At 46.1% G+C, this 25859-nt stretch carries 28 protein-coding genes; all 28 read left to right on the forward strand.

The features are described from left to right. Window positions 1-216 precede the first annotated feature (216 nt). The 28 genes from CHY_RS12630 to CHY_RS03175 all read left to right on the forward strand — a co-directional run bounded on the left by CHY_RS12630 (window position 217) and on the right by CHY_RS03175 (window position 25855). The gene (locus CHY_RS12630; RefSeq protein ID WP_011343608.1) at window positions 217-1041 is read left to right on the forward strand and encodes a cupin domain-containing protein; all 825 of its coding nucleotides are present in this window, start codon (window positions 217-219) and stop codon (window positions 1039-1041) included. 58 nt (window positions 1042-1099) lie between these two features. Continuing rightward, complete coding sequence (allB, locus tag CHY_RS03045) at window positions 1100-2515, forward strand: allantoinase AllB (protein WP_011343609.1); 1416 nt, start codon at window positions 1100-1102, stop codon at window positions 2513-2515. A 51-nt stretch (window positions 2516-2566) separates the two neighbouring features. Further along, on the forward strand, window positions 2567-3142 hold the full coding sequence (locus tag CHY_RS03050) for a cysteine hydrolase family protein (RefSeq protein ID WP_011343610.1): 576 nt from the start codon (window positions 2567-2569) through the stop codon (window positions 3140-3142). Between the two features lie 67 nt (window positions 3143-3209). After that, entirely contained in the window at window positions 3210-3761 is a 552-nt protein-coding gene (locus tag CHY_RS03055; protein WP_011343611.1) for a UbiX family flavin prenyltransferase, read from the forward strand. A 21-nt stretch (window positions 3762-3782) separates the two neighbouring features. Next, window positions 3783-5135, forward strand: coding sequence for a UbiD family decarboxylase (locus CHY_RS03060; protein WP_011343612.1), 1353 nt, complete (start codon window positions 3783-3785; stop codon window positions 5133-5135). 13 nt (window positions 5136-5148) lie between these two features. After that, complete coding sequence (locus CHY_RS03065; RefSeq protein WP_011343613.1) at window positions 5149-5421, forward strand: BMC domain-containing protein; 273 nt, start codon at window positions 5149-5151, stop codon at window positions 5419-5421. Between the two features lie 14 nt (window positions 5422-5435). After that, window positions 5436-6410, forward strand: a complete 975-nt coding sequence (gene pduB / locus CHY_RS03070) for a propanediol utilization microcompartment protein PduB (protein WP_083757250.1) — start codon at window positions 5436-5438, stop codon at window positions 6408-6410. Between the two features lie 14 nt (window positions 6411-6424). After that, window positions 6425-6778, forward strand: coding sequence for a BMC domain-containing protein (locus CHY_RS03075; RefSeq protein ID WP_011343615.1), 354 nt, complete (start codon window positions 6425-6427; stop codon window positions 6776-6778). A gap of 21 nt (window positions 6779-6799) precedes the next feature. After that, window positions 6800-7087, forward strand: a complete 288-nt coding sequence (locus CHY_RS03080; RefSeq protein ID WP_226986737.1) for a BMC domain-containing protein — start codon at window positions 6800-6802, stop codon at window positions 7085-7087. A 48-nt stretch (window positions 7088-7135) separates the two neighbouring features. Beyond that, window positions 7136-7945 carry an ethanolamine utilization protein EutJ gene (gene eutJ, locus CHY_RS03085; RefSeq protein ID WP_011343617.1) on the forward strand — a complete coding sequence of 270 codons (810 nt, stop codon included), beginning with the start codon at window positions 7136-7138 and terminating at the stop codon, window positions 7943-7945. Window positions 7946-7955: 10 nt separating this feature from the next. Continuing rightward, window positions 7956-8717 (forward strand): microcompartment protein PduM, encoded by a 762-nt coding sequence (gene pduM / locus CHY_RS03090; RefSeq protein ID WP_011343618.1) that lies wholly within the window; start codon window positions 7956-7958, stop codon window positions 8715-8717. A gap of 11 nt (window positions 8718-8728) precedes the next feature. After that, window positions 8729-9001 carry a EutN/CcmL family microcompartment protein gene (locus CHY_RS03095; RefSeq protein WP_011343619.1) on the forward strand — a complete coding sequence of 91 codons (273 nt, stop codon included), beginning with the start codon at window positions 8729-8731 and terminating at the stop codon, window positions 8999-9001. Window positions 9002-9015: 14 nt separating this feature from the next. Next, window positions 9016-10827 carry an adenine deaminase gene (ade, locus tag CHY_RS03100; RefSeq protein ID WP_011343620.1) on the forward strand — a complete coding sequence of 604 codons (1812 nt, stop codon included), beginning with the start codon at window positions 9016-9018 and terminating at the stop codon, window positions 10825-10827. Window positions 10828-10841: 14 nt separating this feature from the next. Then, on the forward strand, window positions 10842-11702 hold the full coding sequence (locus CHY_RS03105) for an FAD binding domain-containing protein (RefSeq protein WP_011343621.1): 861 nt from the start codon (window positions 10842-10844) through the stop codon (window positions 11700-11702). An 11-nt stretch (window positions 11703-11713) separates the two neighbouring features. Beyond that, window positions 11714-12181: a (2Fe-2S)-binding protein gene (locus CHY_RS03110; protein WP_011343622.1), complete on the forward strand. Its 468-nt coding sequence runs from the start codon at window positions 11714-11716 to the stop codon at window positions 12179-12181. After that, window positions 12182-13447 carry a xanthine dehydrogenase family protein molybdopterin-binding subunit gene (locus CHY_RS13455; RefSeq protein ID WP_041537629.1) on the forward strand — a complete coding sequence of 422 codons (1266 nt, stop codon included), beginning with the start codon at window positions 12182-12184 and terminating at the stop codon, window positions 13445-13447. Window positions 13448-13460: 13 nt separating this feature from the next. Further along, window positions 13461-14462 carry a xanthine dehydrogenase family protein molybdopterin-binding subunit gene (locus tag CHY_RS13460; protein WP_041537630.1) on the forward strand — a complete coding sequence of 334 codons (1002 nt, stop codon included), beginning with the start codon at window positions 13461-13463 and terminating at the stop codon, window positions 14460-14462. Further along, window positions 14455-15132, forward strand: coding sequence for a selenium cofactor biosynthesis protein YqeC (yqeC, locus tag CHY_RS03125; protein ID WP_011343623.1), 678 nt, complete (start codon window positions 14455-14457; stop codon window positions 15130-15132). Before CHY_RS13460 ends, yqeC begins: the two co-directional genes overlap by 8 nt. Continuing rightward, window positions 15132-16439 (forward strand): selenium-dependent molybdenum cofactor biosynthesis protein YqeB, encoded by a 1308-nt coding sequence (gene yqeB / locus CHY_RS12965; protein ID WP_011343624.1) that lies wholly within the window; start codon window positions 15132-15134, stop codon window positions 16437-16439. The genes yqeC and yqeB overlap by 1 nt, the downstream gene beginning before the upstream one ends. Before the next feature lie 28 nt (window positions 16440-16467). Then, complete coding sequence (gene ftcD / locus CHY_RS03135; RefSeq protein WP_011343625.1) at window positions 16468-17385, forward strand: glutamate formimidoyltransferase; 918 nt, start codon at window positions 16468-16470, stop codon at window positions 17383-17385. A 56-nt stretch (window positions 17386-17441) separates the two neighbouring features. After that, entirely contained in the window at window positions 17442-18065 is a 624-nt protein-coding gene (locus CHY_RS03140) for a cyclodeaminase/cyclohydrolase family protein (RefSeq protein WP_011343626.1), read from the forward strand. Between the two features lie 274 nt (window positions 18066-18339). Further along, a complete protein-coding gene (locus tag CHY_RS03145) occupies window positions 18340-19668 on the forward strand; it encodes an NCS2 family permease (protein ID WP_011343627.1) in 1329 nt (442 codons plus the stop codon). Between the two features lie 122 nt (window positions 19669-19790). After that, window positions 19791-21125 (forward strand): 5'-deoxyadenosine deaminase, encoded by a 1335-nt coding sequence (locus CHY_RS03150; protein WP_011343628.1) that lies wholly within the window; start codon window positions 19791-19793, stop codon window positions 21123-21125. 9 nt (window positions 21126-21134) lie between these two features. Then, window positions 21135-22847 carry an adenine deaminase gene (ade, locus tag CHY_RS03155; RefSeq protein ID WP_011343629.1) on the forward strand — a complete coding sequence of 571 codons (1713 nt, stop codon included), beginning with the start codon at window positions 21135-21137 and terminating at the stop codon, window positions 22845-22847. Window positions 22848-22865: 18 nt separating this feature from the next. Continuing rightward, window positions 22866-23522: an L-serine ammonia-lyase, iron-sulfur-dependent subunit beta gene (sdaAB, locus tag CHY_RS03160; RefSeq protein WP_011343630.1), complete on the forward strand. Its 657-nt coding sequence runs from the start codon at window positions 22866-22868 to the stop codon at window positions 23520-23522. 11 nt (window positions 23523-23533) lie between these two features. Beyond that, a complete protein-coding gene (gene sdaAA, locus CHY_RS03165; RefSeq protein WP_011343631.1) occupies window positions 23534-24433 on the forward strand; it encodes an L-serine ammonia-lyase, iron-sulfur-dependent, subunit alpha in 900 nt (299 codons plus the stop codon). Then, a complete protein-coding gene (locus tag CHY_RS03170) occupies window positions 24417-25097 on the forward strand; it encodes a cyclase family protein (RefSeq protein WP_011343632.1) in 681 nt (226 codons plus the stop codon). The genes sdaAA and CHY_RS03170 overlap by 17 nt, the downstream gene beginning before the upstream one ends. 170 nt (window positions 25098-25267) lie before the next feature. Beyond that, on the forward strand, window positions 25268-25855 hold the full coding sequence (locus tag CHY_RS03175) for an ANTAR domain-containing response regulator (protein WP_011343633.1): 588 nt from the start codon (window positions 25268-25270) through the stop codon (window positions 25853-25855). The last annotated feature ends 4 nt before the right edge of the window (window positions 25856-25859 follow it).

A 25859-nucleotide genomic window follows, 5' to 3' on the forward strand; every position in this document is an offset into this window, starting at 1 on the left:
TAATGATAGACAAAGAAGGAGTTTAGTAACAAACTTAATAAAAAAAATAAAAAAATTTTTTCAATTGCGGAAAAGTTAGCAGGAAAATCAAAAAAAAGAGCGAATATAAAATAATGTCGAAAAAAGACGAGAATCCTGAAAAGGCAATTTGTGAATATTTATACAAAAACATTTAAAAAGGTTTTTATATGTTGCGGAAAGGAAGGAGAATTCCTGATGTCTCCGGGTAAAACCTTTTTTACAATTGGTGATGCGGCAAAGCTAATTGGGGTGGTGCCAGCAACCCTTAGAAACTGGGAAAAGGCGGGATTGGTAAAACCGGGCCGACAAAATGGGAACTACCGTATTTATTCCCTTAAAGATATTGAAAGGCTCAAAAAAATTAAGTACTTAATGCGGGTTAAGGGTTTTAATATCGTTGGAGTGAAGGAATACCTGGCCGCGCAGGGGGAAGAATTGCCGGCAGAACCGGTTAAGATTGAGAAAAAGGGACCGAGGATAGCGGTCGGGCAAAAATTAAAGGCGCTTAGAGAAAAAAAGGGTCTTACCCTGGAGGAAGTTTCCCAGGGAACTGGAGTTTCGGTTTCGTATTTAAGCCGAATTGAATCGGGGCAAGTAAACGTTTCTATCGCTACCCTCCAGAAACTCGCCACCTTTTACGAAAAAAATCTCCTGTATTTTTTTGAGGGAATGGATACCAAAGAGCAAAAATTGGTCCGGGCGGGCCTAGGTCAGGTGCTGGAAACTGACGAAGAGGGGATTAAGGTTGAGCTTTTGACTGCTTTAAATGAACCGGCTATGGAGCCGCTCCTTTACACCGTAGCTCCGGGGGCGGGAAGAAATGAAAATATTTCCCATGAAGGGGAAGAGTTTGTCTACGTTTTAAAAGGGGTTTTAGAAGTGTGGCTTGATGAAACCGAACGTTACGTGGTTGGGCCGGGGGATAGCCTTTATTTTAAAAGTACCCAGCAACACCGTTGGCGTAATATTGGCGATGAAGAACTGGTAGCCCTCTGGATTAATACTCCGCCTACCTTCTAAAAGGGTTATAAGCCCGAAAGGGCTCTAAATACCTAAAAAACTTAAAGGGGGTTTTAAAATGGGTTTTGATTTGGTTTTAAAAAATGCCAAAATCCCTCAAGGCAACCGGACTGTGGACACCCACATCCTGGTGAAGGACGGTAAAATTGCCGGTTTTACCAATGACCTTACCGGGATTGAGGTTGCCGAAGTAATTGATGCTGAAAATAACCTTGTATTGCCTGGGTGCATTGACTCCCACACTCACTTTAATGATCCCGGCTTTACCCACCGGGAGAATTTTGCTACCGGTACTCAAGCTGCTGCGGCTGGTGGGGTTACAACCATCATTGATATGCCCTGCTGTAGCATACCGTCGGTAAGGAGTGTGGATAACCTTGAAGCAAAGTTAGAAGTAATCAAGGACAAAGCGTATGTAGACTATGCCATGTGGGGTGGGGCTACCGGCGAAGATGTGCGGAACAATGCCCTCTACAACATTAAAGAACAAGCCGATTATGGAGTAGTAGCTTTTAAAGTTTACATGACTCCATCAGTTCCAACTTATCCGCCGGCAAGCGATGCGGAGATGCTGGAAATTTTCCGGGAAGTAGCTAAGACCGGACTACCCGTTGGCATTCACGCGGAAAACTTGGACCTTTGCACTTATCACGTTAACAAATTAAGAAATGAAGGCCGTTTTGATGGGCCGGCCTGGGCGGAAGCACGGTTGGAACTTGCGGAAAAAGTTGCTATTCAAATGGCCATTAGTTTTGCGGAAGAAACCGGTGCCCGGTTACATATCGTCCACATGAGCACCGGCATCGGTGGTGTGCTTGTAGGAGAAGCTAAGAAACGGGGTCTTGATGTAACCGCCGAAACTTGTCCCCACTACCTGGTCTTAAATGCCTATGAATCAATGACCAAATGGCGTCAATTTGCCAAGATTGCACCGCCTTTAAGAACTACCAGAGACAATGAAATGCTCTGGGAACAATTAGCTGATGGGCGGGTAGACTTTATTGCTACTGACCATGCACCTTATGAAATTGCTACCGAAAAAGAAGCTGAAGGCATGGACATCTGGACGGCGTTCCCGGGGATTCCGGGGGTAGAAACCATGGTACCGATTATTATCAGCGAAGGTTATAATAAAGGACGTCTTTCCTTATCCCGGTTAGTTGATGTTCTTTCCCGGAACGCAGCAATTCATTACGGTCTGTATCCGAAGAAAGGTGCCCTGGAAATTGGCTCCGATGCAGACTTTACCGTAATTGACCTTGACTATGAATGGACCATTGATAAAGATAAGATGTACACCATGGCCAAGTACACGCCGTTTCATGGTATGAAGCTTAAAGGCAAACCTGTTAAGACCATCGTTCGCGGTAAACTCGTTTATGACGATAAGAACGGTATTGTTGGTAAGCCAGGATACGGTCAATTCGTAAAGCGGCAAACGATTTCTAAATTAGAACGCTGGATTAAGTTTTAACCTGTAAAAAGGTTAAAAATATCATTACGAATTATCAAAGGAGGAGAAAATATGAAAGGTGACAGACACTGTATAGTTATCATTGACATGTTAAACGACTTCATTGGACCCAATGCTCCTTTAAGATGCCCCGATGGGGAAAAAATCGTTCCCAACTTGCAAAAGCTTGTAGAATTTGCCCACGAAAACGGTATTAACGTTGTTTTTGTGCAGGAAGCACACCGGAAAAACGATGCTGACTTTAGAGTACGTCCGGTTCATGCTGTTAAAGGTACGTGGGGTTCTGACTTTATTCCGGAACTTCGTCCCGATGAAGAAAAAGGTGATTACATTGTGCAAAAGCGCCGTCACAGTGCTTTTGCTTACACTGACTTAGACCTCTACCTCAGAGAAGAAAAAATCGACACCGTAGTAGTTACCGGTGTATGGACCAACGTTTGCGTAAGAAGCACCGCTTCCGATGCTCTTTATCATGCTTACAACGTAATTGCCATATCCGACTGTTGCGCTTCTGCTAACGAAGAAATGCATCAAGCAGGCTTGAGAGACATGGCGTTGTTTGCCGAAGTTATGACTTTAGAAGAATACATGAAAGAATGGCCCAATCGGGAAGGTGCCAAGAAGTAACTGTCTTTTAAGGGAAAGGTCTAAATTGGGCCTTTCCCGTCTTTACATTCTAAGGAGGCTTTTTTAAATGCGCATTGTAGTAGGGGTAACCGGGGCAAGTGGGGCCATTTACGGCTATACGCTAATCCAGGTACTGGCCCAGATGGGGATTGAAGTTCATGCGGTTTATACCGAAATGGGTGAGAAAGTTTTAAATCACGAATGCGGTGTTGATTTGGCGGAAGTCGCTAAATATGCCCGGCTGTACCATAATTCCGACCTGTTTGCCCCGATTGCCAGCGGGTCGTTTAAAACCCAGGGGATGGTGGTGGTTCCCTGCTCCATGCATACCCTGGGAGCGATGGCCAACGGTACGGGAGAGGATTTATTAACCAGGGCCGCGGATGTTACTTTAAAGGAAGGTCGGAGGTTAGTAGTTGTACCGCGGGAAACTCCGGTGACCGTTATACATCTGGAAAATATGCTCCGCTTGTCCAGGGTGGGGGCAGTAATTTTACCTGCTTCTCCGGCGTTTTACTTTGGTCCCCAGACCTTAAGCGATTTGGTGGCTTTCATAATAGGGAAAATTTTAGATGCCCTTGCAATTGAACACAATTTGTTTAAACGCTGGGGGGAGTAGTACGAGAGGAGGTTTTAACTTTTGGCAGCATCGCTGAGGAGTTTTTTAGAGCAATTAAAACGGCAAAACTCATTATATTTAGTGAAAAAACCGGTAAACCCCAGATTTGAACTGGGAGCACTCCTGAAAAAAACCAAGGGAACTGTTCCCATGTTTTTTCAAAACATTGAAGGCTACGATGTACCGGCGGTAGGTGGCATTGTTGGTACCAGGGAAAATTTTGCTCAAGCTTTAAGGATAAACAAATCCGAGTTGTTAGCCAAAATAACCGAAGCAATCACTAATCCTGGTGAAACCCGGTTACTGCCGTCCGGTCCGGTACAGGAAAATGTCTTGACCAAAGGTTTTGATATCGGAAAAATGTTTCCAATTCCTACTTTTCACGAAAAAGATTCCGGAGCGTTTATAACAGCGGGTATCGTTGTAGCCAAAGATCCCATTTACGGACGGCGTTTTACCTCTATTCGCCGGATGCAGTTAAACGGACCCAACAACTTGAGCATTTTAATTGAATCGCCGGGGTTAATTGAACAATACTATGAATTTGAAAGACGTGGCCAGGCCATGGAAGTGGCCATAGTTTTGGGTGTTCACCCGGCCATAACTTTATCCAGCCAACTTCCGACCCAAACCTTTGGTTTAGATAAGTACAATGTGGCCAGCCGGCTCATAGGCGAGCCGCTTCCGGTGGTAAAATGCAAAACAATTGATTTAGAAGTTCCGGCCGATGCGGAAATAGTGCTGGAAGGACGGATGTTACCGTATGTTCGTCATCCCGAAGGACCCTTTGGCGAATTAATGGGCTACTACGGACCGCAAACAATGCAGCCGGTGGTGGAGGTCACCGCGGTAACCTTCAGAAACAACCCGATTTTCCAAGTTATCTTCCCTTCTAGCTACGAACATAAATTACCAAATGCTTTGATGCGGGAAGTAGTCTTATTTAACCACGTTCGCCATGTGGTTCCAACGGTTCAAGATGTTCACCTAACCATGGCCGGCGGTGGACGCTGCCATGCGATTATTTCCATTAAAAAGACGGCCGAAGGGCAAGGAAAGCAGGCAATTTTTGCAGCTCTGGCCAGCAATAAGGATGTTAAACACGTAGTGGTGGTTAATGACGATGTAGATATCTTTGATCCGGAAGATGTAGAATGGGCCATTGCCACCAGGGTGCAAGCGGATCAGGATATAATAATTATCCCCGGGGCGCAGGGGACGCCACTGGAGCCATCCCACAATTTAAGAGGGGTATCGGCCAAAATGGGAATTGATGCGACCTATCCCCTGGCGGAAGAAGAACGATTTGCCCGGACTCAGATTCCGGGATATGACCAAATCCGGTTGGAAGATTACTTAACCCTGGACTGGTAGGAGGTAATGTTTAATGGGTAATGCAATTGGCTTTGTTGAAACCCGGGGGCTTACAGCAGCAATTGAAGCAGCGGATGCGATGGTGAAAGCGGCCAATGTTCGAATTATTGAATACCGGGTGGTTGGCTCAGGCCTGGTGAATATTACAGTGCAAGGAGATGTAGCGGCGGTAAAAGCGGCGGTGGATGCCGGTGTGGCAGCGGCGCAAAAAGTGGGAGAAATAGTATCCTTTAACGTTATCCCCAGACCCCATGAAGAAATGCTGAAGGTTATACCCGTGATATAAAGGGGTGAAAAAGTTTGGAAAACCTTGTAGATAAAATTGTGTCTGAGGTTTTAAATCGGCAGAGCCGAGAAATTACTACGATTGTTAGCCAACCTAATATAAGCCGTCCCAATTATCAGCGGGAAAAAGGAAAGGAACGGCTTTTAGGAATTAAAGCAACGGAAAGTAGCAATAAAGCAGGTCAATCCTTTGTTCCTCAGTTAAATCCCAGCGGAACCCTTTTTACCATTTCCATGAAACCACCGGCGAAAATTAATACTGGATACACGCCCGTGGACGAGCAAAAAGAAGTTAAAGCTGAAGTTAGGAATTCGGAAATTACGGAGAAAAGTTTTGGGCAAGCAAAATTTATCGGGGTTTCGGCGGGAAACACCGTTGGTTACGTAATTCCCAATCTTGAACCGGGGCTTAGCCAATACCTCCAGGCTAACAGAAGCTTAAGAGCTATTGGGGTAATTAGCTCCCGGGTTGGGGCTGCGGCGCAAATCATGGCAGCCGATGAAGCGGTCAAGAAGACCAATTCCGAATTAATTCGGTTAGAGCTTGCCCGTGATGAATTAGGTGGTCCGGGACATGGAGTATTTGCCCTTTTTGGGGCAGAAGATGTGGCAGATGTTATCCGGGCAGTGGAAATTGCCCTCAAGGCCACGGAAGAGTACTACCAGAACATAAAAAATACGCCGGCAGGAAAAATTGAAACCCATTACACGGCTCGCGCAGCGGCAGCATTAAACAAGGCTTTTGGGGCGCCGTTAAATCAGGCCTTTGGCATTATTATAGGGGCTCCGGCAGGGGTAGGATTATTGATGAGTGATACCGCCTTAAAAACTGCCCATGTGACCATGGTATCGTTCTGGGGGCCCTCGGTAGTTCAGGCTTTTGCCAACGAGGTATGGTTTACAGTAACCGGCGATTCAGCAGCGGTTAAAAATGCCTTAGAAGCAGCTCGGGAAGTTGGATTGCAGGTTTTGGCGGAATTTAGGGCTTAAAGGAGGTTTATTCGATGAATAAAGCCCTTGGTCTAATTGAAGCAATTGGTTACTCTACCGCTATGACGGCTTTAGATGCTGCTGTAAAAGCTGCCAACGTTACCTTTTTGGGCTTTGAACGGGTTATAGGGGCTGGAAAAAAAATTTCCGTTACCATAAAGCTTGAAGGGGAGGTTGCGGCGGTAAAAGCTGCGGTTGATGCAGGTGTTGCGGCGGCTCAAAGAGTGGGCGAAGTTTTAACTTCGCATGTAATTCCTCGACCCCATCAGGAGTTAGATAAAATCATTTTTAGCAGTGAAACCCAAGAATCGTTGTTAAAGCCTAAAAATCCTGCGGAAAAAAATAAGGATAATAAAAAATCTAAGTAAAAATTTTAAGGAGGTAATTTAATCATGGGTGAAGCTTTAGGTTTAATTGAAACTAAAGGTTTAGTGGCGGCGATTGAAGCGGCGGACGCGATGGTCAAGGCTGCCAATGTTACTATTGTTGGCTATGAAAAAATTGGCTTTGGTCTTGTCACCATTATGGTGCGGGGCGATGTAGGTGCGGTCAAAGCTGCTACCGATGCCGGGGCTGCTGCTGCCCAGAAGGTTGGCGAGCTGGTAGCGGTACACGTCATTCCGCGGCCACACACTGAAGTTGAAACGCAAATTTTAGCCAAAATTCAAGGGAAATAGTCCGGGAGTGATCCCGGTACTATCCCCTGCCTTGTTAGGAGGGGTTAGGTGGAGCTCGAACAAAAACTTAACTTGTTAAATGATTTAATTGTCAGAGAAATAGTAAATCCGCTGCCACCACCCTATAAAGTTGGCGTTGACCTCGGAACTGCAGATATCGTTTTGGTGGTCACCGACCAGGAAGGAATACCTGTTGCTGGAGCATTAAAGTGGGCCAGTGTGGTTAAAGATGGCTTGGTGGTCGATTACATCGGAGCAATTCAGATTGTGCGGGAACTAAAAGCCAAAGTGGAAAGGCTTTTAGGGAGTGAACTTTTTCAAGCAGCCACGGCCATTCCTCCGGGAACTGTAGGTCGGAATGCTGAAGCTTGTGGTCATGTAGTTGCCGGGGCCGGATTGGAGCTGGTAACACTGGTGGATGAGCCGGTAGCTGCCGCACGGGCCCTTGGGATAAATGATGGTATTGTAGTAGACATAGGTGGCGGTACCACCGGTATTGCGGTAATTGAAAAAGGGAAAATTACCGCAACCTTTGATGAACCAACAGGAGGAACTCATCTTTCCCTGGTCTTAGCAGGAAGTTACAAGATTCCTTTTGAGGAAGCAGAAACCATCAAAAAAGATTTTAGCCGTCATCGGGAAATTATGCCGGTAGTCCGTCCAGTTATTGAAAAAATGGCGCTTATAGTTAAAGAGGTAATTAAAAATTACGATCAAACTTTACCGGTTTATGTGGTGGGTGGTACTGCTTACCTAACTGGTTTTAGCGAAGAGTTTTCCAGATTTCTTGGAAAAGAGGTACAGGTACCTATCCATCCGCTGTTGGTAACCCCTTTAGGGATTGCGCTTTTTGGATAGGGGTGAAAAAATGTCCATTTATCTTACTGCAATGAAAAACTATTTGGAGCAGCAAAATAGCTTAAACAGTTCAAAGCCAAAAGCACTAATTTTGGTTGCTGGAGCGACCGGTGGGGCGCAAGAAGGCTTTCAAGCTTTAGAACGTTTAAGGGAAAGCTATGAAATAATAGTTGTAGCCAGTCAAGCGGCTTTGGATCTTTACGGTGAAGAAAATCTTAAATCCCTTACCGGAACAGCAAAAATCTACCAGGGTAAGGAGTTTAAAATTTATGACTTTTTAAAAGTTGTGACCATAGTGTTTTTACCGGTGGTGTCTTCCAACCTGGTGGGCAAGTTAGCCCATGGCATTTATGATGAACCGTTAGCTTCCTTAATTTTTCATGCCAAGCTTGCGGGCAAACCGGTTATAGGTGTTGTGGATGGAGCTTTACCCGATGGTGATGGCTTTAAAAGCCGGGGATTTACCAATCCCCCTCCGGGTCTGGTAAAGCTTATTAATGAAAATATCGAAAAACTACGGGCCCAGGAGATCTATCTCTATAAAGGTAAAACGATTTTAGAAAAGCTTTCTCCCTACCTTGGACCGCAAACAGCAGAAACTTCTGTTGTTTCATCAAAGACGGGAGTTACTTTAAATAAACGGGTTATTACCCGAGAAGATCTTTTAGAACTTGCCAATCAAACTATTACTGTGTCACAAAAAACAATTATTACCGACCTTGCCCGGGAATATGCTGTCCAAAATAATATAAAAATTAATTTTGCTGAATAGGCGGTGAGGGGATGTTACTGGGAAAAGTTATTGGTAACGTAGTTGCCACGCGGAAAGATGAAACATTGGTCGGGACAAAAATGCTCATTACCCTGCCGGTAGACTTAGATGGTAATCCCGCAGGTCAGCCGTTTGTTGCTGTGGATACGGTGGGAGCTGGAGTTGGCGAGTTGGTGCTGTATGTTACCGGAAGTGTGGCTCCCTTTGCGGTACGCCGGGGGGAGGTACCTATCGATGCGGCGATTATCGGTATTGTGGATAAGCTTGAATGGCAACGAAGTTAAAGAGGAGGTTTTTTATGGATGCCCAAACCTTTAAGACCGCAATTGTCCGGCGTCGCTTAGTTGATGTTTTAATGAATCCGGAATTAAAAGCGACGTTGGTCTTAAAAAACGGTCTGGTAATCAATGTTGTAACTCGGGAGATCTATCCGGCAGACGTGGCAGTTTACGATGAATACATTTTAAAAGTGGGAGATGCTTCCGACCTAATTGGCCCGGAAACGGAAGTGGTGGATTTACAGGGAAAATATTACGTATCTCCAGGATTTATCGACTCCCACATGCATTTTGAAAGCAGTATGCTAACCATTTCCGAGTTTAGCCGGTTGTCTATTCCTTCGGGAACCACTACTTTAGTGGCGGACCCCCACGAAATTGGCAACGCGCTGGGACCTGTTGGTATTAAAGCTATGGCCGAAGAAACAAAGGTAGTTCCCAACAGGGTATATTTGGTAGTGCCGGCTTTAACTCCCGACTGTCCGGGATTAGAAACCGCGGGCTATGATATTACTTCCAGGGATATGCCGGAAATACTAAATTACCCCAATGTCATCGGCATCGGGGAACTTCAGGGCTTTTCCAATGCTAAGTATGTTTATAAATACACCCCGGAAATTATTACCGACTTAATTGCCTCAACAACCTATGCCAAGTCCATTGGCAAAATAGTGGATGGTAACGCTCCGGAGCTTTTTGGCAGCGAATTAGCTGCTCATTTAATTGCTGCCGGAACCGAGGCTTCCTGTCACGAGACCACCACCAAAGAAGAATGTGTGGAAAAACTTCGCTACGGTATGTATGTTTTCATGCGGGAAGGTTCTACCCAGAAAAACATGGCCGAATGTATCCGGGCGGTTACCGAGGAAGGTCTGGATTCCCGGCGGTTAATTGGGGCTACCGATGATATGGTGGCCGAGGATTTAGCCAAAAATGGCCACATGAACTGGGTAGTAGCCCGGATCATTAAACAAGGGATTGATCCGGTGGAAGCAATCCAAATGGTAACCATTAACCCGGCTACCTACTTTGGCTTAAAACACGTTGGGGTTTTAGCTCCGGGGAAGATGGCCGATATCGTGGTTATTTCCGACTTAATGGACATGAAAGTGGAAAAAGTTTATATCGGCGGAAAATTAGTGGCCGAAAAGGGCAAAATGGTAGTTAACATCCCGAAATACACCTACCCCGAAGAGGTAAAACATTCGGTTAAGTGTAAACCGGTAACAGCTGAAGCCCTGGAAATCAAAGCTACTGGTAGTAATGCGGTAGTGCGCACCATTGGGTTGATTCCCGACCAGAACCTTACCGAGTCCTTTGAATTTACCGTTCCGGTTAGTGGGGGTGTGGCACAACCGGATTTAACCCAGGACGTACTACCGATTGCGGTGGTGGAAAGATACGGACGAAATGGCAGTATTGGACGGGCTTTTGTTAGAGGTTTTGGGTTAAAGGGCGGTGCGTTTGCGGAAAGTGTCAGCCACGATGCTCACAACATCATTGTGGTTGGAACCAGTTACCAGGATATGGCGTTAGCGGTTAACCGGGTTATTGAAATGGGCGGTGGCGTGGCGGTGGTGAAAAACGGCAGGGTTTTAGGCGACCTTCGCCTGCCGGTAGGAGGTTTAATTACCGACGAGTTAGATGGCTATGAATTATCTCGGAAGATTGCCGAACTCCATCGTTTAACTGCCGTGGAGCTTGGTTGTACCGTTCATGCACCGTTTATGCATCTGTCGTTTTTAGCTTTGACCACCAGTCCCAAGTGGAAAATTACCGACCAGGGTTTAATTGATGTTAATAGTTTTGCCATCATTCCGCCGGTTAAGTAAGGAGGGGCACTTATATGCAAAAGGTTGATTATTTTCGACCCGAAACCATAGAGGAAGCCCTGGAGCTTTTAGCCGCTGGTCGGGAAGAGTATAAAATTCTCGCTGGCGGTACCGACCTGGTGCTTCATTTACGGGAGAGGAAAGTTAGTCCTAAGGCTTTGGTGGATATCACTCATATTTCTGCTCTTCGGGGCATTAGAGAAGAACAAGGAAAAATTATTATTAAAGCGGCAACAACCTTTACGGAAGTTGCCACCTCCTCAATTGTTTTAGAAAAAATCCCGGCCCTTGCCGATGCCTGTAAAGTTGTGGGCTCACCGCAAATTCGCAATCAAGGGACCATTGGGGGCAATATAGTAAACGCCTCTCCAGCCGCCGATTCGGTACCGGCGTTGGTGCTGTTTGATGGGGTAGCCAAACTTAAAAGTAAAAGGGGTACCCGGGAGATTTTACTTACCGAGCTTCTCAAGGGAGCCGGAAAAACAGCAATTGAACCGGATGAGTTGTTAGAAGAGGTTATTTTAACGCCGTATCCAGGAAGTGTCAGCGGTTTTTACAAACTCGGGCGACGGAATGCCCTGGCGATATCGCGGATTTCTGGAGCGGTGGAGCTTGTTTTTGCCGGCAGCAAAATTGAAAAGGCAAGAGTGGCCCTGGGTTCGGTTGCTCCCAATCCCTTTCGGGCAGCAGAATTAGAACAGTTTTTAAGCGGTCGGGAATTTAACGAAGAAACTAAAGAAGAGCTTATCGTTCTTGCCAAAAAGTTGGTGGCGGATAAGCTTGGCAGTCGTGCATCGGCGCCCTACAAACGCGAAGCGATTGCCGGAGTTATGCGGGAAATTTTAAATCTCATTGAACAGCGCCGGGGGAGGTAGCGGCCGTGGAGATGAAAAAGCTTTCCCTTACTGTTAACGGAAAATTAATTGAAAGGGAAGTACCAACCAACATCCGCCTTCTCGATTTCCTTAGAGATTACCTACACCTGACCGGTACCAAGGAAGGTTGCGGTGAAGGAGAGTGCGGTGCTTGCACCGTATTACTGGATGGAAAACCGGTCAACTCTTGCTTGGTAATGGCCCATTCGGCTCACGGGCGGGAAGTGATTACCATTGAGGGCATAGGTACACCGGATAAACTTCATCCCATTCAAGAGGCTTTTTTGGAGGCAGGAGCGGTGCAGTGCGGTTATTGTACTCCCGGAATGGTACTGGCTGCCTATGCTTTATTAAAAGAAAATCCCAATCCAACCCGGGAGGAAATAAAAGTGGCAATTTCCGGGAACCTCTGCCGTTGTACCGGTTACAACAAAATTGTTGATGCGGTGGAACTTGCTGCCCGAAAGGAGGGAAAGTAAATGCAGGAGCGGATTGTGGGGCAATCTCCCTGGAGGGTAGATGGCATAGCTAAGGTTACCGGAAAAGCGGTTTTTCCGCAGGATATATACCTTCCCGGAATGGTATACGGTAAAACCGTTCGTTCCAAGTATCCTCATGCAAAAATAACCAAACTTGATACTTCTAAAGCCGAGGCGCTACCAGGAGTTTTAAAAGTATTCACCGCTAAAGATGTACCCGGTCATAACGGTCACGGGGTTTTACATCCGGATATCCCGGTTTTTGCCGACGGTAAAGTTACTTCCATAAATGATGCTATTTGTCTGGTAGTAGCTGAAACTCAAGATATTGCCGAGGAAGCGGCGCTTTTAATTGACGTGGAATACGAAGAATTGCCGGCGGTTTTTGATCCCCGGGAGGCAATGAAGGAAACGGCTCCCAAACTTCGTGAAAACGGTAACATTGCTTATCACTTAAAAATACGCAAAGGGGATGTGGAAAAGGGTTTCGCCCAGGCCGATGTCATTGTTGAACAGAGCTTTAAGACGTCCATGGTAGACCAGGCGTTTTTGCAGCCGGAAGCAGGAGTGGCTACGGTTGACGAACGGGGACATATTGTTATTTATGTTGCCACCCAGTATCCCCACTGGGATAGAACGGAAATTGCCCGGGCCTTGGGGGTTTCACAGAATATGGTCAGAGTAGTGACCACCGCTGTGGGTGGTGCATTTGGCGGCCGGGAAGACATGACGGTACAAATTCATGCCTGCCTGGCAGCGATGGTATTAAAACGGCCGGTAAAAATTGTATATGAACGGAGCGAATCTTTTAAAGCGCATAGCAAACGCCACCCCATGTATATGGATTACAAGGTGGGTGCAACCCGGGATGGTAAATTGGTGGCCTTAGAGGCGACGATTATCGGGGATGCCGGGGCATACCTTTCCTGGTCGCCGAACATTTTGAGGAAAGCTGCGGTACACGCCACCGGTCCGTATTATATCCCCAATGTTAAAGTTGACTCTTATGCCGTTCACACCAACAATCCTTTTACCGGAGCAATGCGCGGATTTGGTGCGGCGCAGCCTCCAATGGCTTATGAAGCTATAATGGATATGCTGGCGGAAAAGTTAAATCTTCATCCGTTTACTATTCGCTGGCGGAATGCCTTTGAACGGGGTTCGGAAACGGCCACCGGTCAAATTTTGGATATGAGCGTTGGGCTCAAGGAAACGATGCTTGAAGCCGCCAGGCATTTTGGCTGGAACGTCGAAGAGCTGAAATAAGGAGGTGGGAGCGGTGAAAAAACGGGGTATCGGAATGGCTTCAATTTTTTACGGTACCGGTTATGGTAACGGCTTTCCTGATGTCTCCAGTGCAGTGGTGGAAATCCACGATGACGGGAGTGCTACCGTTTTAACCGGTGCTGCGGACTGCGGTCAGGGTTCCAACACGGTGCTGGTCCAAATTGCTGCAGAAGAACTGGGGATTCCAATTGAAAAGATTACCTTAATTTCGGCAGATACCGACTGTACGCCGGACGCCGGGACTACGGCAGCTACCCGGCAAACTTATACCTCCGGCAATGCTGTTAAATTAGCAGCGGCTAAAGCGAAAAAAATTCTTTTGGATTTTGCTGCCGGAGTTTTAGCGGTTAATACCACTGATGGTCTTGATATTAAAGACGGTTATGTTTATGTGAAAACCTTCCCCCAAAAGCGGATATCTGTTGCAGAGCTGGCCAGCCATGCTCGTTTTAAAGGTAACCGCTTAATTGGGGAAGCAAGCTTTACCACCCATTCCACCATGGTTGATCCGGAAACGGGGCAGGGAGCTCCCTATTACCCTTATGCCTTTGCTACGCAGATTGCCGAAGTGGAAGTGGATACTGAGACCGGTAAAGTGGATGTAATTCGGGTTGTAGCAGCACACGATGTAGGTCGGGCTATCAATAAGATTGCTGTGGAGGGCCAAATCCAGGGGGGTGTGGCCCAGGGGGTGGGCTGGGCCTTAACCGAAGAAGTGGAACTGAAAAACGGCCAAATTCAAAACCCCAGCTTTACCGAATATTTGATACCCACTGCTTTAGACATACCGGAAGTAACCCCGGTAATTGTCGAAACTTATGAAGAAACCGGCCCTTACGGGGCCAAAGGGGTTGGGGAGCCGGCAATGCTGCCCACAATGCCTGCCATCTTAAATGCTATTTACAATGCGGTGGGCGTCAGAATTACCGAACTTCCGGCCACTCCGGAAAAGATCTTAAAAGCCCTAAAAGAAAAAGAGCAGAAAAATGCTTAACTTTGCCGGTTACCAATTAAGTTATCCCGTGTGGTTAACCGGAGGCGGGGGCAAAACATCGCTAATGTATTATTTAGCCCGCAGTCAGAAAGGTCCCCTTATTCTTACCACTTCTACGAAACTTGCTTACCCGCCCCGGAAGGAACTATCCTTTTACCAGTTACAAAAATTAGAAGAAGCATTACCACTGGTAAAAGACGAAAGAAAAATATTAGTAGGAAGCCGGGTAGAAAAGGAAAAAATCATTGGCTTTAGCCCGAAAGAATTAGACGCATTTTACCGGCAGTACAAGATTCCGCTTATAATCGAAGCCGATGGCAGTAACCGTCGGCCGTTGAAAATTCACTGGTCCCATGAGCCTGCTCTGCCAGAAGTTCCGGAGACGGTTATTGCTGTGGTAGGATTATCTGCACTAAATAAACCGTATTGCGGTGAGTATATTCACCGGGCCGAAGGAATCCCAGGAAAAACCATTACGCCTGAAGTGCTGTATCAGCTTGTTTTGCTAGGAAAATATTTTGCTCCGAATACCAAAAAAAAGGTTATCTTTCTCAATCAAGCAGATGCTGTAGATAATAAACAGTTAATGAAGGTTCTGTCCCTGTTTAAAAGTAGTGGTGTTAACGTAACTTACGGATCGCTCAGGGAGGGTTACATCTTGCCGGGGTAGTGGGGGTTCTTATTTTGGCCGGGGGAAGTTCCCGGAGGATGGGGAAGGACAAATTGTCATTACCGTTATTTGGCAAAACGATATTGGAGCAAACCGTCGCAATATACCGCCGGGTTTTTGCCGAAGTTGAGGTGATAACGAAGGATAGGATCGGTGAAAGCTTTGCTTTAGAAGGAATGGGAGGGACTTTACGGGGAGCAGCTCGACTACTCCCGGACCACTGGCAGGGTGTGGTGATAGCCCTGGGTGATATGCCGTTTGTTGGAATTAATAGCTTACAGGCTCTATCCAGAGCTATCGCGATGAAACCAGAAGAAGTATGGTGTTTAAGTTATCGGGGGCGTAGGGGACATCCGGTTTATCTACCCAGAAAATATTTTTCCTATTTAAAAAGGCTTACCGGAGACACTGGTTTACGGGACTTACTTCCGGAGTTAAGTCCTAAGTACATCGATACGGAGGATTACGGTGTGCTTTTTGATATAGATAAATCCGATGATTACCTTCCTTTTCAGCGGCTTGTAGTGGTCAAAGGCGCCGGAGACATTGCAACGGGCATAATTTGGCGTTTGCATCAAGCGGGATTTAAAGTAGTGGCAACGGAACTTTCCAAACCTACGGCAATTCGTCGGATGGTAGCCTTTGCCCAGGCAATATATACGGGAGAGCATACGGTTGAAGGTATTACTGCACGCCGGTCTAACCTTTTTGAGGTTCCAAATTTACTGGTAAATGATTTTATTCCCGTTATCCCCGATGAAGAAGGTATTGTGGTAAAAGAGCTAAAACCCTGGGCGGTGGTTGATGCGCGGCTTGCCAAGAAAAACCTGGGGACTAAAAAAGAGGAAGCGGAAATTGTTATTGGTGTTGGGCCAGGTTTTACTGCGCCCGAGGAAGTACATGCGGTTATTGAGACAAAACGGGGACATTACCTGGGACGTGCTATTTATCAGGGTTCAGCTTTGCCCAATACCGGTATCCCCGGCGAAATCGGGGGACACACCGTTAAAAGGGTGGTTTATTCCCCGGGGAGGGGTAAAGTTTGCTGGTATTTTGATTTTGGCCAGGAGGTTAAAGCCGGTGAGGTAATAGGAACTGTCGGTGAAAAGCAAATTGTTGCTGCGGTTTCCGGGGTAATCCGGGGCCTCATTCACCCGGAAGTCTGGGTGGAGGAAGGAATGAAAATTGGCGATATTGATCCGCGAGGAATAAAAGAGTATGCGTTTACCATTTCCGAAAAAGCGCTGGCGATTGCTGGCGGAGTTTTAGAAGTGCTTTTAAAGCTGGGTAACACCAGCTTAAAATAAAAAAATTAAAAGAAGGAGGAGGATAAGTATGAATAAGTACGTTCATGCAGTACCTAACTTTTCTGAAGGACGGCGGAAAGAGGTAGTTGAAGCCATTGTAGACCAGGTGAGAAACGTCCCTGGAGTTAAACTAATCGGGTATTTCCCCGATGCCGACTTTAACCGGACAGTGGTGGAGCTGATTGGTAAGCCCGAACCTTTAAAAGAAGCTTTAATTAACATGGCGGCCAAAGCCATTGAATTAATCGATATGGAACAGCAAAGAGGTAACCACCCGCGAATTGGAGCGCAGGACACAATTCCCATTTTCCCCATGAGAAACATTACTTTGGAAGAATGCATTCAATTAGCTGAAGAAATCGGTGTAGAATTAAATAAACGTACCGGTGTGCCTATTTTCTTCTCCGGGGAAAATGCCCGGATTCCCGAAAGAAAGGCCCTTGACTTTATCCGGAAAGGTCAGTATGAAGGTTTACGGGACTTGCTCCTATCGGAAAATCCGGATCCCAAGCGTCTACCGGATATCGGTGATGTCAAAGAGTTTGTCCACAAAGGTGGTACCATTGTTAGTGCTGGAACTAACCCGTTAGTGGCGTTTAACGTTATCCTCGGAACCGATAACCTGGAAATTGCCAAGCAAATTGCCAAAGCCGTAAGAGGACCTTCCGGTGGCTTTACCTCGGTGCGGGCGGTAGCCTTGAAGTTTACCGAAAGAAATCAGGTGGTCGTTTCCATGAACATGTTTGACCACGAAGCTTGCCCACTTTATCGAACTTACAATTTTGTAAAATCCGAGGCAGCCCGGTGGGGTGTACCCGTTGTTGGCACTGAATTAATTGGTACCGTGCCGCAGGAAGCTTTGGTTCGGGTAGCCGAGTACTTCCTGCAGTTAGAAAACTTTAACCGCGACCAAATTCGGGAAAACCACATACCTGACTTACTGTAAGAAAACCGGGCAGGGTTTACCCCTGCCCTTCCCCTAATTAAACAGGAGGTGTAATAATGCTAACGGACTTGTCCATACGTGGGTTTATAATGGAATTAGCTTCTTCTTCTCCAGCACCCGGTGGAGGCAGTGTTTCAGCCTTAGCCGGAGCTAACGGTGCTGCCCTTTTAAATATGGTGTTAAATTTAACCCTTGGCCGGGAAAAATTTGCCGACGTTGAAGCGGAACTTGCTCCTTTAAAGGATAAAACCGAAGCTTTATACGAACGTTTGGTTAATTTAATTGATATCGATACCGAAGTTTTTAACGAAGTAATGGCGGCGTTTAAGCTTCCCAAAGATACCGAAGAGCAGAAAAAAGAGCGTTCGGTGAAAATTCAAGAAGCCTATAAAAAAGCGGCCGACGTTCCCTTGGAAGTAGCCGAAAGGTGCCTGGAAGTTTTACGCCTGTGTCCAATTATTGCTGAAAAAGGAAATCCCAATGCTCTTTCCGATGCCGGTGTTGCCGCGCAAATGGCTTATGCGGGCCTTGAAGGGGCAGTTATGAATGTGAAAATTAACCTTAGTTCCATCAAAGATGAGGAGTATGTAGCCGCTGCCCGAGAAAAAGTAGCAGCTTTCTTAAAAGAGGGTGCCGAGATTAAAGACAGGGTAGCCAATTATGTAAATGAAAAATTATAAACAAAATTATAAAGCATAAAGGAAATCAATTCTACAAAATGCGACAAAAAAATATTTTTTCTGAAAATTAAAGAAGGAATTTTAAAATCCGTGTCGAATAAGTATTTTTAGAAAATGATAATGCAAAAGATAAGAATGTTAAAGTGAACTTTAAAGAATTAACTGAAAAAAATATGTAAATTGTTTTTATAAGGTTATGGGTAATAACCCGCAAGGGTTATTATATATGGGGCACCGGAGGATTTATAAAAATTATTAAGAAAGGGGTATGGTTATGGCATCAAATCAAGGAGTGCTCGAACGTATTTTCAAGTTGAGCCAGAAGGGGACCAACGTTAAAACCGAAATTTTAGCTGGTGTTACTACTTTCGTGACGTTGGCCTACATTATCTTTGTTAACCCGAACATTCTGGCCGATGCCGGGATTCCCAAAGAAGCAGCCATTGCGGCAACAATTTGGGCTACTGCAGTGGCGACAACCCTGATGGGGCTCTGGGCTAACTTCCCGGTGGCGGTAGCACCTGGAATGGGTCTAAACGCTTTCTTTGCGTACTTTGTTGTGGCTCAGTTAAAACTACCCTGGCAGGTAGGTCTTGGTGCAGTATTTTTCTCTGGTATTTTCTTCTTAATTTTAACCATTGGCGGTATCCGTCAGGCAATCGTTAATGCGGTGCCCAATAACTTAAAAGCCGCTATTGGAGTTGGTATTGGTTTATTCATTGCATTTATTGGATTAAAAAATGCTGGTATTGTAGTGGCAGACCAAGCTACATTTGTGACTTTAGGTCATCTTACCAAACCTGAGCCTTTGTTGGCAATTGTCGGTTTAATTTTAACAGCGGTTTTACTGTCCCGGAATGTTAAAGGAGCAATGTTAATTGGCATTATAACTACTACCATTTTAGGAATGATTTTTGGTGTAGTACCGGTGCCCAAAGGGATTAGCGGAATTATGAGCTTTAATATGCCGAGCCTTAAGCCTACATTCTTACATCTTGATATCGCCGGTGCCTGGAAGTTTGGAATATTTAATATCATCTTTACCATGACAATGGTGGAACTTTTTGACAACATGGGTACCTTAATTGGATTAACCCGGAAAGCGGGCTTAATGGATGAAAATGGCAAGATCGAAAACTTGGACCGCGCTCTTACCACCGACGCTATTGGCACGATTATCAGTGCGATTCTTGGTACCACTACCGTTACTTCGTATATTGAAAGTGCAGCAGGTATTGCTGAAGGCGGTAAAACCGGTTTAACGGCAATTGTCGTGGCAATTCTCTTTGTTGTGGCCTTAATCTTCGCGCCGCTTATCGGATTGGTACCAGCATTTGCAACTGCACCAGCACTTATTCTGGTAGGTGCTTTGATGCTGGCGGAAATCCGACATGTTGAATTTGACGACTTTACTGAAGCATTCCCGGCCTTTATGACCATTATCATGATGCCTCTTACCTACAGTATTGCAAACGGTTTTGCCTTTGGTTTTGTTTCGTACACATTGGTAAAAGCTTTAACCGGTAAGTTCAAGGATATTAGCTGGGTAATGTGGATTGTTTCCATTGCTTTTGTCATAAACTTCTACATGCGGCTCCACTAAAGAAAAAATAAGCTCCTGCAAGGAAAGGCCAGGCGTAATGCCTGGTCTTTAATCCTTGTGAGAAAAGTTGCAAATTTAATTTACAATGCCAGGCCCAAACTGTTTTCAAGGGAGTGACTGCCATGTCAATTTTAATTAAAAACGGAACAATTGTAACAATGAACGAAAAACGGGAAATTTTAAAAGGCGATTTATACATCGAGGGAAATATCATTAAGGATATTGGCCCTTCTTTAGATGTTCAGACGGACAAAGTTATCGATGCTGCCGGCAAAGTGGTGATTCCAGGTCTAATCCAGACCCACATTCACCTCTGCCAAACCCTTTTCCGGGGGCAAGCGGATGATCTGGAACTTTTGGATTGGTTGAAACTCCGGATCTGGCCTTTAGAAGGAGGACACGATCCCGAATCTCTGTATTATTCGGCAATGCTCGGAATTGGCGAACTGTTTAAAGGCGGAACCACTGCAATTGTCGATATGGCAACGGTTAACCATACCGATTCTAACTTCCAGGCCATTTATGATAGCGGGATTCGGGCGATTTCCGGAAAGTGCATGATGGATTACGGGACGGAAGTACCCAAGTCCATGCAGGATACTACCGAAAATGCCATTGATGAAAGCGTGCAGCTCCTGGAAAAATGGCACGGCAAGGACAACGGCCGCATCTTGTACGCGTTTACTCCGCGCTTTGCGGTTTCCTGCACCGAAGATTTATTAAAAGAAGTTGTCAAGTTAGCTGAGCAGTACAAAGTAAGGGTTCACACCCATGCTTCCGAAAATAAAGGAGAAGTGGAGCTTGTCTTAAAGGAAAGAGGCATGAGAAACGTTCTGTACTTAGAAAAGTTAGGGATGACGGCTCCAAACCTGATCCTTGCCCATTGTATTCATTTAGACGAACGGGAAATGAAGGTCTTGGCTGAGTCCAAAACCAAAATTGCCCACTGCCCCTCTTCCAACTTAAAATTAGCATCGGGCATTGCCAAAATTCCCGAGCTTTTAGAAATGGGCGCGGAAATTTCCATCGCCGCCGATGGCGCTCCGTGCAACAATAACCTGGATGCCTTTATTGAGATGCGGATGGCCGCACTGATTCAAAAGCCGTTCTACGGTCCAACTTCAATGCCTGCCCAGAAAGTTTTTGAATTAGCTACCATTGGCGGTGCCCGGGCTATGGGTCTGGAAGACCAAATTGGCAGCCTGGAAGTGGGTAAAAAAGCAGACGTGGTCATTGTAGACCTGGATGAAATGAGAACGACCCCAAACGAAGGGGTAAATATATACACCCAGCTCGTTTATCAAGCCCAGAGCAGTAATGTTTTAACGACCATTGTTGACGGTAAAATCGTAATGGAGAACCGGGTCTTAAAGACCATGGATGAGGTGGAAGTACGCCGGAAAGCCAACGAAAGCTTAAAACGAGTAGCTGACCGGGTTGGGGTTAGCTTAGAATAGGTGAGAGCGATGAAACCGATAAAGGATTTGGTGGAAGTAGCGTTGGGGAAAAAGCCTGCGGACCTGGTTTTAAAAAATGCTCAAGTGTTTAATAGCTTTACGGGAGAGTTTGTTACCGGCGATGTAGCGGTGGTGGCTGGCTACATCGCCGGCACTGGTGAATATGAAGGAAAGACTACCTACGATTTACAGGGAGCGTATGTCACCCCGGGATTCATTGACGGGCACGTGCACATTGAAAGTTCTATGGTGGCGCCGGCAGAGTTTGCCCGGGCGTTGGTACCGGCCGGCACCCTTACAGCCGTGGTGGATCCCCATGAAATAGCCAACGTTAGCGGAACTGCGGGAATTCGGTACATGCTGGAAGCAAGCAGTAATCTTCCGATAAACATTTATCTGATGCTTCCTTCATGCGTTCCGGCAACTTCGCTGGAAACGGCCGGAGCAGTATTAACCGCCCGGGAGCTTTCGGAATTTATCAATCACCCGCGGGTTTTAGGGTTAGGGGAGCTGATGGATTATCCTGGCGTCTTAAATACTCATGAGGAAATGCTGAAAAAATTAGCTGTGACAGAAGGAAAGCTAATAGACGGCCATGCCCCGGGGATTTCCGGAAAAGAGCTTACTGCTTATATAGCTGCCGGTGTAAATTCGGAGCATGAGTGCACCACCGCTGAAGAGGCTCGGGAAAGATTATCCCGGGGGATGTACTTAATGCTCCGGGAAGGTTCGGCGACGAAAAATTTATTGGACCTTTTACCGGCGGTAGACCGTTATACTGCTTCTCGCTGTTTCTTTGTTACCGATGACCGGCATCCGGAAGATTTAATTAAACTTGGTTCTATTAATCACATGGTTAAATTGGCGGTTTCGGCTGGAGCGGATTTGCCAACGGTTTTGCAGATGGCAACCATCAATGCCGCCAATTACTTTAGACTGTACGACTTAGGTGCTATTGCTCCTGGTTATCGGGCTGATATTTTAGTATTTGAAGATTTACAAGAATTCAAGCCCAAGTATGTGTTTAAAGATGGTAAATTAGTAGCGGAAAACGGAAAGCCGCTTTTTACCGGCTATCCGGTGGACGACCGGGCTGTTCGGAATACGATGCGCTTAAAAGAAATCAACCCGGAAAAACTAAAAATACCTGCTAAATCCAACAGGGCCCGGGTCATAGGGTTAATTCCTCACCAAATTGTCACCAAAAAGTTAGAATTAGAGGTTCCGGTGGAGGGAGGATACTTTAAAACTTCAACGGAAAAGGATATTGCCAAACTGGCAGTTTTTGAACGGCACAATTATACCGGTAATGTTGGGGTGGGGTTAATCCACGGCCTGGGGCTTAAAAAAGGAGCTATTGCCTCCACCGTTGCTCATGACTCCCACAACTTGGTGGTAGCCGGAATGAGCGATGAAGATATTATTGCCGCGGTGGAGGAACTAAAGCGCATTGGCGGTGGGCTCACGGTTGTTGCCGATGGCCAGGTCTTGGGAAGTTTGCCGCTTCCCATTGCCGGTTTAATGTCCGACCGCACCCTTTATGAAGTCCAGGAAGAACTGGAGAAACTTCACCGCATAGTAAGAAACCTTGGCGTTTCTGAAAATTACGACCCATTTATGACCTTAGCCTTTTTAAGCCTTCCGGTGATACCGGAATTAAAACTTACGGACCTAGGTTTAGTTGATGTCTCTACTTTTTCGGTAGTTCCCGTATCCCTGTAAAAGGACGGTAGAGAAAAGATGGATTTACTGGATATCATAGGGCCGGTGATGATTGGGCCCTCCAGCTCCCATACTGCCGGAGCGGTGCGGTTAGGGAGGGTTGGGCGCCTTGTCTTGGGGGAGGAGCCAAAAAAAGCTAAAATCTTTTTGCACGGCTCCTTCAAAGAAACGTACCGAGGCCATGGTACCGATCGTGCTATTATTGCCGGTCTTTTGGGCTTTGATACCAGTGATCCCCGTATTCGGGAAAGCTTGAAGATTGCCAAAGAACGCGGTTTAAACTATGAATTTTTGCCAATAGATTTGCCGGAAGCTCACCCCAATACTGCTTACATGGAACTCTGGGGGGAGACCAGCATTGCGAGGGTTACTGGAAGCTCGATTGGTGGGGGAGCGGTGTTAATTACCGATATTAACGGGTATCCAGTCAGGATTACGGCCAAATACCCAACATTAATTGTTCCCCATAACGATCAGCCGGGAGCAGTAGCCAAAGTGACGTCGGTAATAGCATGGCACGGTATAAACATTGCCCAAATGAGTGTGGCTCGCCAAAAAAAGGGAGCGGAAGCCCTGATGGTTATTGAAACAGACCAGCCCATTGACGAAGAAACCTGCAAAGAAATCAAAAGACTGCCCGGAATTACCGGTGGCTTTATCATTCCACCCCTTTAAGGAGGAAGCCGATGTATTTAGAGTCAATTGAGCAGTTAATTAAAATTGCGAAGGAAAATGGCCAAACCTTGGGGCGCATGGCCTTAATCTTAGAGGCCAAAGACCGGGAAGTTCCGGAAGAACAACTTTTAAATATCATGCGTGAAAGACTTCAAGTTATGCAATCTGCGGTGACAGAAGGCCTTCAGGGAAATCGTTCGGTGGGAGGTCTTGTTGGGGGGCAGGCTTTAAAGTATCAGGCCTGGTTTAATTCCGGTAAATCATTAGCTTCGGGGGTTTTTGGTAAGGCAATAACCTATGCTTTGGCGGTTAGTGAAGCCAATGCTTCGATGGGATTAATTGTGGCAGCACCTACTGCCGGTTCGGCAGGGGTGATACCAGGGGTGCTTTTAAGTATAATGGAAGAGTATGAAATTCCCGAAGAAAAAGTTATCGAAGGTTTGTATGCCGCCGGGGCGGTGGGGTTGGTGATAGCTTATAAAGCTTCCCTTTCCGGAGCCCAGGGGGGCTGTCAGGCGGAATGCGGTTCAGCGGCAGCAATGGCGGCGGTGGCAGCAACGGAACTTTTAGGGGGAAGCCCCGAACAGGCCGCCCATGCCGGAGCCATTGCCCTGAAAGGTATGTTAGGGCTGGTTTGTGATCCCGTGGCAGGTCTTGTGGAAGTACCCTGTGTAAAACGAAATGTCTCTGCTGCAGTGCAGGCCTTAGCGGCGGTGGATTTGGCTTTAGCCGGGATAACATCCGCCATTCCTTTAGATGAAGTTATTGGGGCGATGGGGGAAATTGGCCGGGAGTTACCGTTATCCCTTAAGGAGACTGCCCGAGGGGGACTTGCAGCAACCCCTACCGGGAAGGCTTTAGCTAAAAAAATTTTCGGGCGAAAGGAGGAAAAAAATGGCGAAAATAATTGATTTATCCCAGGAAATTTATCAGGGAATGCCTGTTTTTCCCCTGCACCTTACTACGTACATCTTCCAAAACATAACCCATGAGGAGAGTATTAAAAAAATTGGCTTTCCCTTTGCTACCCGTAACTTACTGATGAACGAACACGGACCAACCCACTGTGATGCGGTGTACGAGTATAATCCTCAGGGTCCAACCATAGATAAAATGCCATTGGAGTATTTCCTGGGTCCGGCGATTTGTCTTGATGTATCTCATGTTCCGTACGAGCGCTACATTGAAATTTACGATTTGGAGGGGGCATTACGGAAACACGGACTTACCATTGAACGTGGAGATATTGTTCTGCTTTATACCGGGCATTATAATCGCAACTACGGCACGGATAAGTGGCTAACTACCTATTCCGGTTTAAGCTATGCGGCGGCGGAATGGCTGGCCCAAAAGGGAGTAGTAAATATTGGGGTAGATGCTCCGGCTATTGACCATCCAGACGATCCCAACTACTCCGGTCATGCGGTTTGTGCGAAATACGGCCTTACCAATACGGAAAATTTAGCCAATCTTGATAAAGTGGCCGGAAAGCGCTTTTTGTATATTGGTCTACCGTTAAAAATTCGGGATGGTACAGGCTCTCCGGTGCGAGCGGTAGCTTTGTTAAACGAATAAGTTATGAATACAAAAAACATGCAAAATCCCCATTGACAAAAAAATATTAATAAATTATTCTCTAAGTATAGAAATGCATAGTTGGGCACAAGGGTGTGTCCGCTTCCTAAGTTAGCTGGCAATGGTGCCTTATTTAAGGCGCCATTTTCTATTTTTGGGACGGTGACAGAATGTTTGGTGCAACTGTGATTATTGCTTCCGCGGACAGCAATTTTCGGCAAATGGTCAAATCAGCGGTTAAAAATCTCGACTACATTGTGGTGGGCGAGTGCGCTGATGGGCCGACCGCTCTAAAAATGGCCCGGAATTTTCAACCGGATATGTTTATCATTGATGATCACCTGATAGGTGTTCCTGGCCGGGAGATTGCTAAAATCCTGTCTTTTGACCGCCAGTGTGCGGTAGTTTTAGCTATGGAGTTTGAAATTGATAAACTCGATGAGTTTTTAGGAGAAATGGGTGTGGTTGGGGTTGTGATTAAACCCTTAGAAGAAGAACAGTTAATCATGACCGTCCAGGTGACCGAACATAATTACCAGCGGATTAAAGAATTAGAAAAAGAAATTGAAAGTTTAAAGGATGCCTTAGAAACCAGAAAGCTTGTGGAAAAAGCTAAAGGAATTTTAATGGAAAGCTTGGGGATTTCCGAAAAAGAAGCGTTTAGGAAGATTCAAAAGCAAAGCATGGATAAACGGATTTCCATGCGGGCGGTGGCGGAAGCCATCATCTTAGCGTATGACGTTAATCAAAAAAAATAAAGGG

Source organism: Carboxydothermus hydrogenoformans Z-2901 (assembly GCF_000012865.1).
Lineage (GTDB): Bacteria > Bacillota > Z-2901 > Carboxydothermales > Carboxydothermaceae > Carboxydothermus > Carboxydothermus hydrogenoformans.

Bases quoted from the DNA above. Each gene is read 5' to 3' on its own strand.
- CHY_RS12630 (WP_011343608.1), top strand. From the start codon at position 217: ATGTCTCCGGGTAAAACCTTTTTTACAATTGGTGATGCGGCAAAGCTA.
- allB (WP_011343609.1), top strand. From the start codon at position 1,100: ATGGGTTTTGATTTGGTTTTAAAAAATGCCAAAATCCCTCAAGGCAAC.
- CHY_RS03050 (WP_011343610.1), top strand. From the start codon at position 2,567: ATGAAAGGTGACAGACACTGTATAGTTATCATTGACATGTTAAACGAC.
- CHY_RS03055 (WP_011343611.1), top strand. From the start codon at position 3,210: ATGCGCATTGTAGTAGGGGTAACCGGGGCAAGTGGGGCCATTTACGGC.
- CHY_RS03065 (WP_011343613.1), top strand. From the start codon at position 5,149: ATGGGTAATGCAATTGGCTTTGTTGAAACCCGGGGGCTTACAGCAGCA.
- CHY_RS03075 (WP_011343615.1), top strand. From the start codon at position 6,425: ATGAATAAAGCCCTTGGTCTAATTGAAGCAATTGGTTACTCTACCGCT.
- pduM (WP_011343618.1), top strand. From the start codon at position 7,956: ATGTCCATTTATCTTACTGCAATGAAAAACTATTTGGAGCAGCAAAAT.
- CHY_RS03095 (WP_011343619.1), top strand. From the start codon at position 8,729: ATGTTACTGGGAAAAGTTATTGGTAACGTAGTTGCCACGCGGAAAGAT.
- ade (WP_011343620.1), top strand. From the start codon at position 9,016: ATGGATGCCCAAACCTTTAAGACCGCAATTGTCCGGCGTCGCTTAGTT.
- CHY_RS03105 (WP_011343621.1), top strand. From the start codon at position 10,842: ATGCAAAAGGTTGATTATTTTCGACCCGAAACCATAGAGGAAGCCCTG.
- CHY_RS03110 (WP_011343622.1), top strand. From the start codon at position 11,714: ATGAAAAAGCTTTCCCTTACTGTTAACGGAAAATTAATTGAAAGGGAA.
- CHY_RS13455 (WP_041537629.1), top strand. From the start codon at position 12,182: ATGCAGGAGCGGATTGTGGGGCAATCTCCCTGGAGGGTAGATGGCATA.
- yqeC (WP_011343623.1), top strand. From the start codon at position 14,455: ATGCTTAACTTTGCCGGTTACCAATTAAGTTATCCCGTGTGGTTAACC.
- ftcD (WP_011343625.1), top strand. From the start codon at position 16,468: ATGAATAAGTACGTTCATGCAGTACCTAACTTTTCTGAAGGACGGCGG.
- CHY_RS03140 (WP_011343626.1), top strand. From the start codon at position 17,442: ATGCTAACGGACTTGTCCATACGTGGGTTTATAATGGAATTAGCTTCT.
- CHY_RS03145 (WP_011343627.1), top strand. From the start codon at position 18,340: ATGGCATCAAATCAAGGAGTGCTCGAACGTATTTTCAAGTTGAGCCAG.
- CHY_RS03150 (WP_011343628.1), top strand. From the start codon at position 19,791: ATGTCAATTTTAATTAAAAACGGAACAATTGTAACAATGAACGAAAAA.
- ade (WP_011343629.1), top strand. From the start codon at position 21,135: ATGAAACCGATAAAGGATTTGGTGGAAGTAGCGTTGGGGAAAAAGCCT.
- sdaAB (WP_011343630.1), top strand. From the start codon at position 22,866: ATGGATTTACTGGATATCATAGGGCCGGTGATGATTGGGCCCTCCAGC.
- sdaAA (WP_011343631.1), top strand. From the start codon at position 23,534: ATGTATTTAGAGTCAATTGAGCAGTTAATTAAAATTGCGAAGGAAAAT.
- CHY_RS03170 (WP_011343632.1), top strand. From the start codon at position 24,417: ATGGCGAAAATAATTGATTTATCCCAGGAAATTTATCAGGGAATGCCT.
- CHY_RS03175 (WP_011343633.1), top strand. From the start codon at position 25,268: ATGTTTGGTGCAACTGTGATTATTGCTTCCGCGGACAGCAATTTTCGG.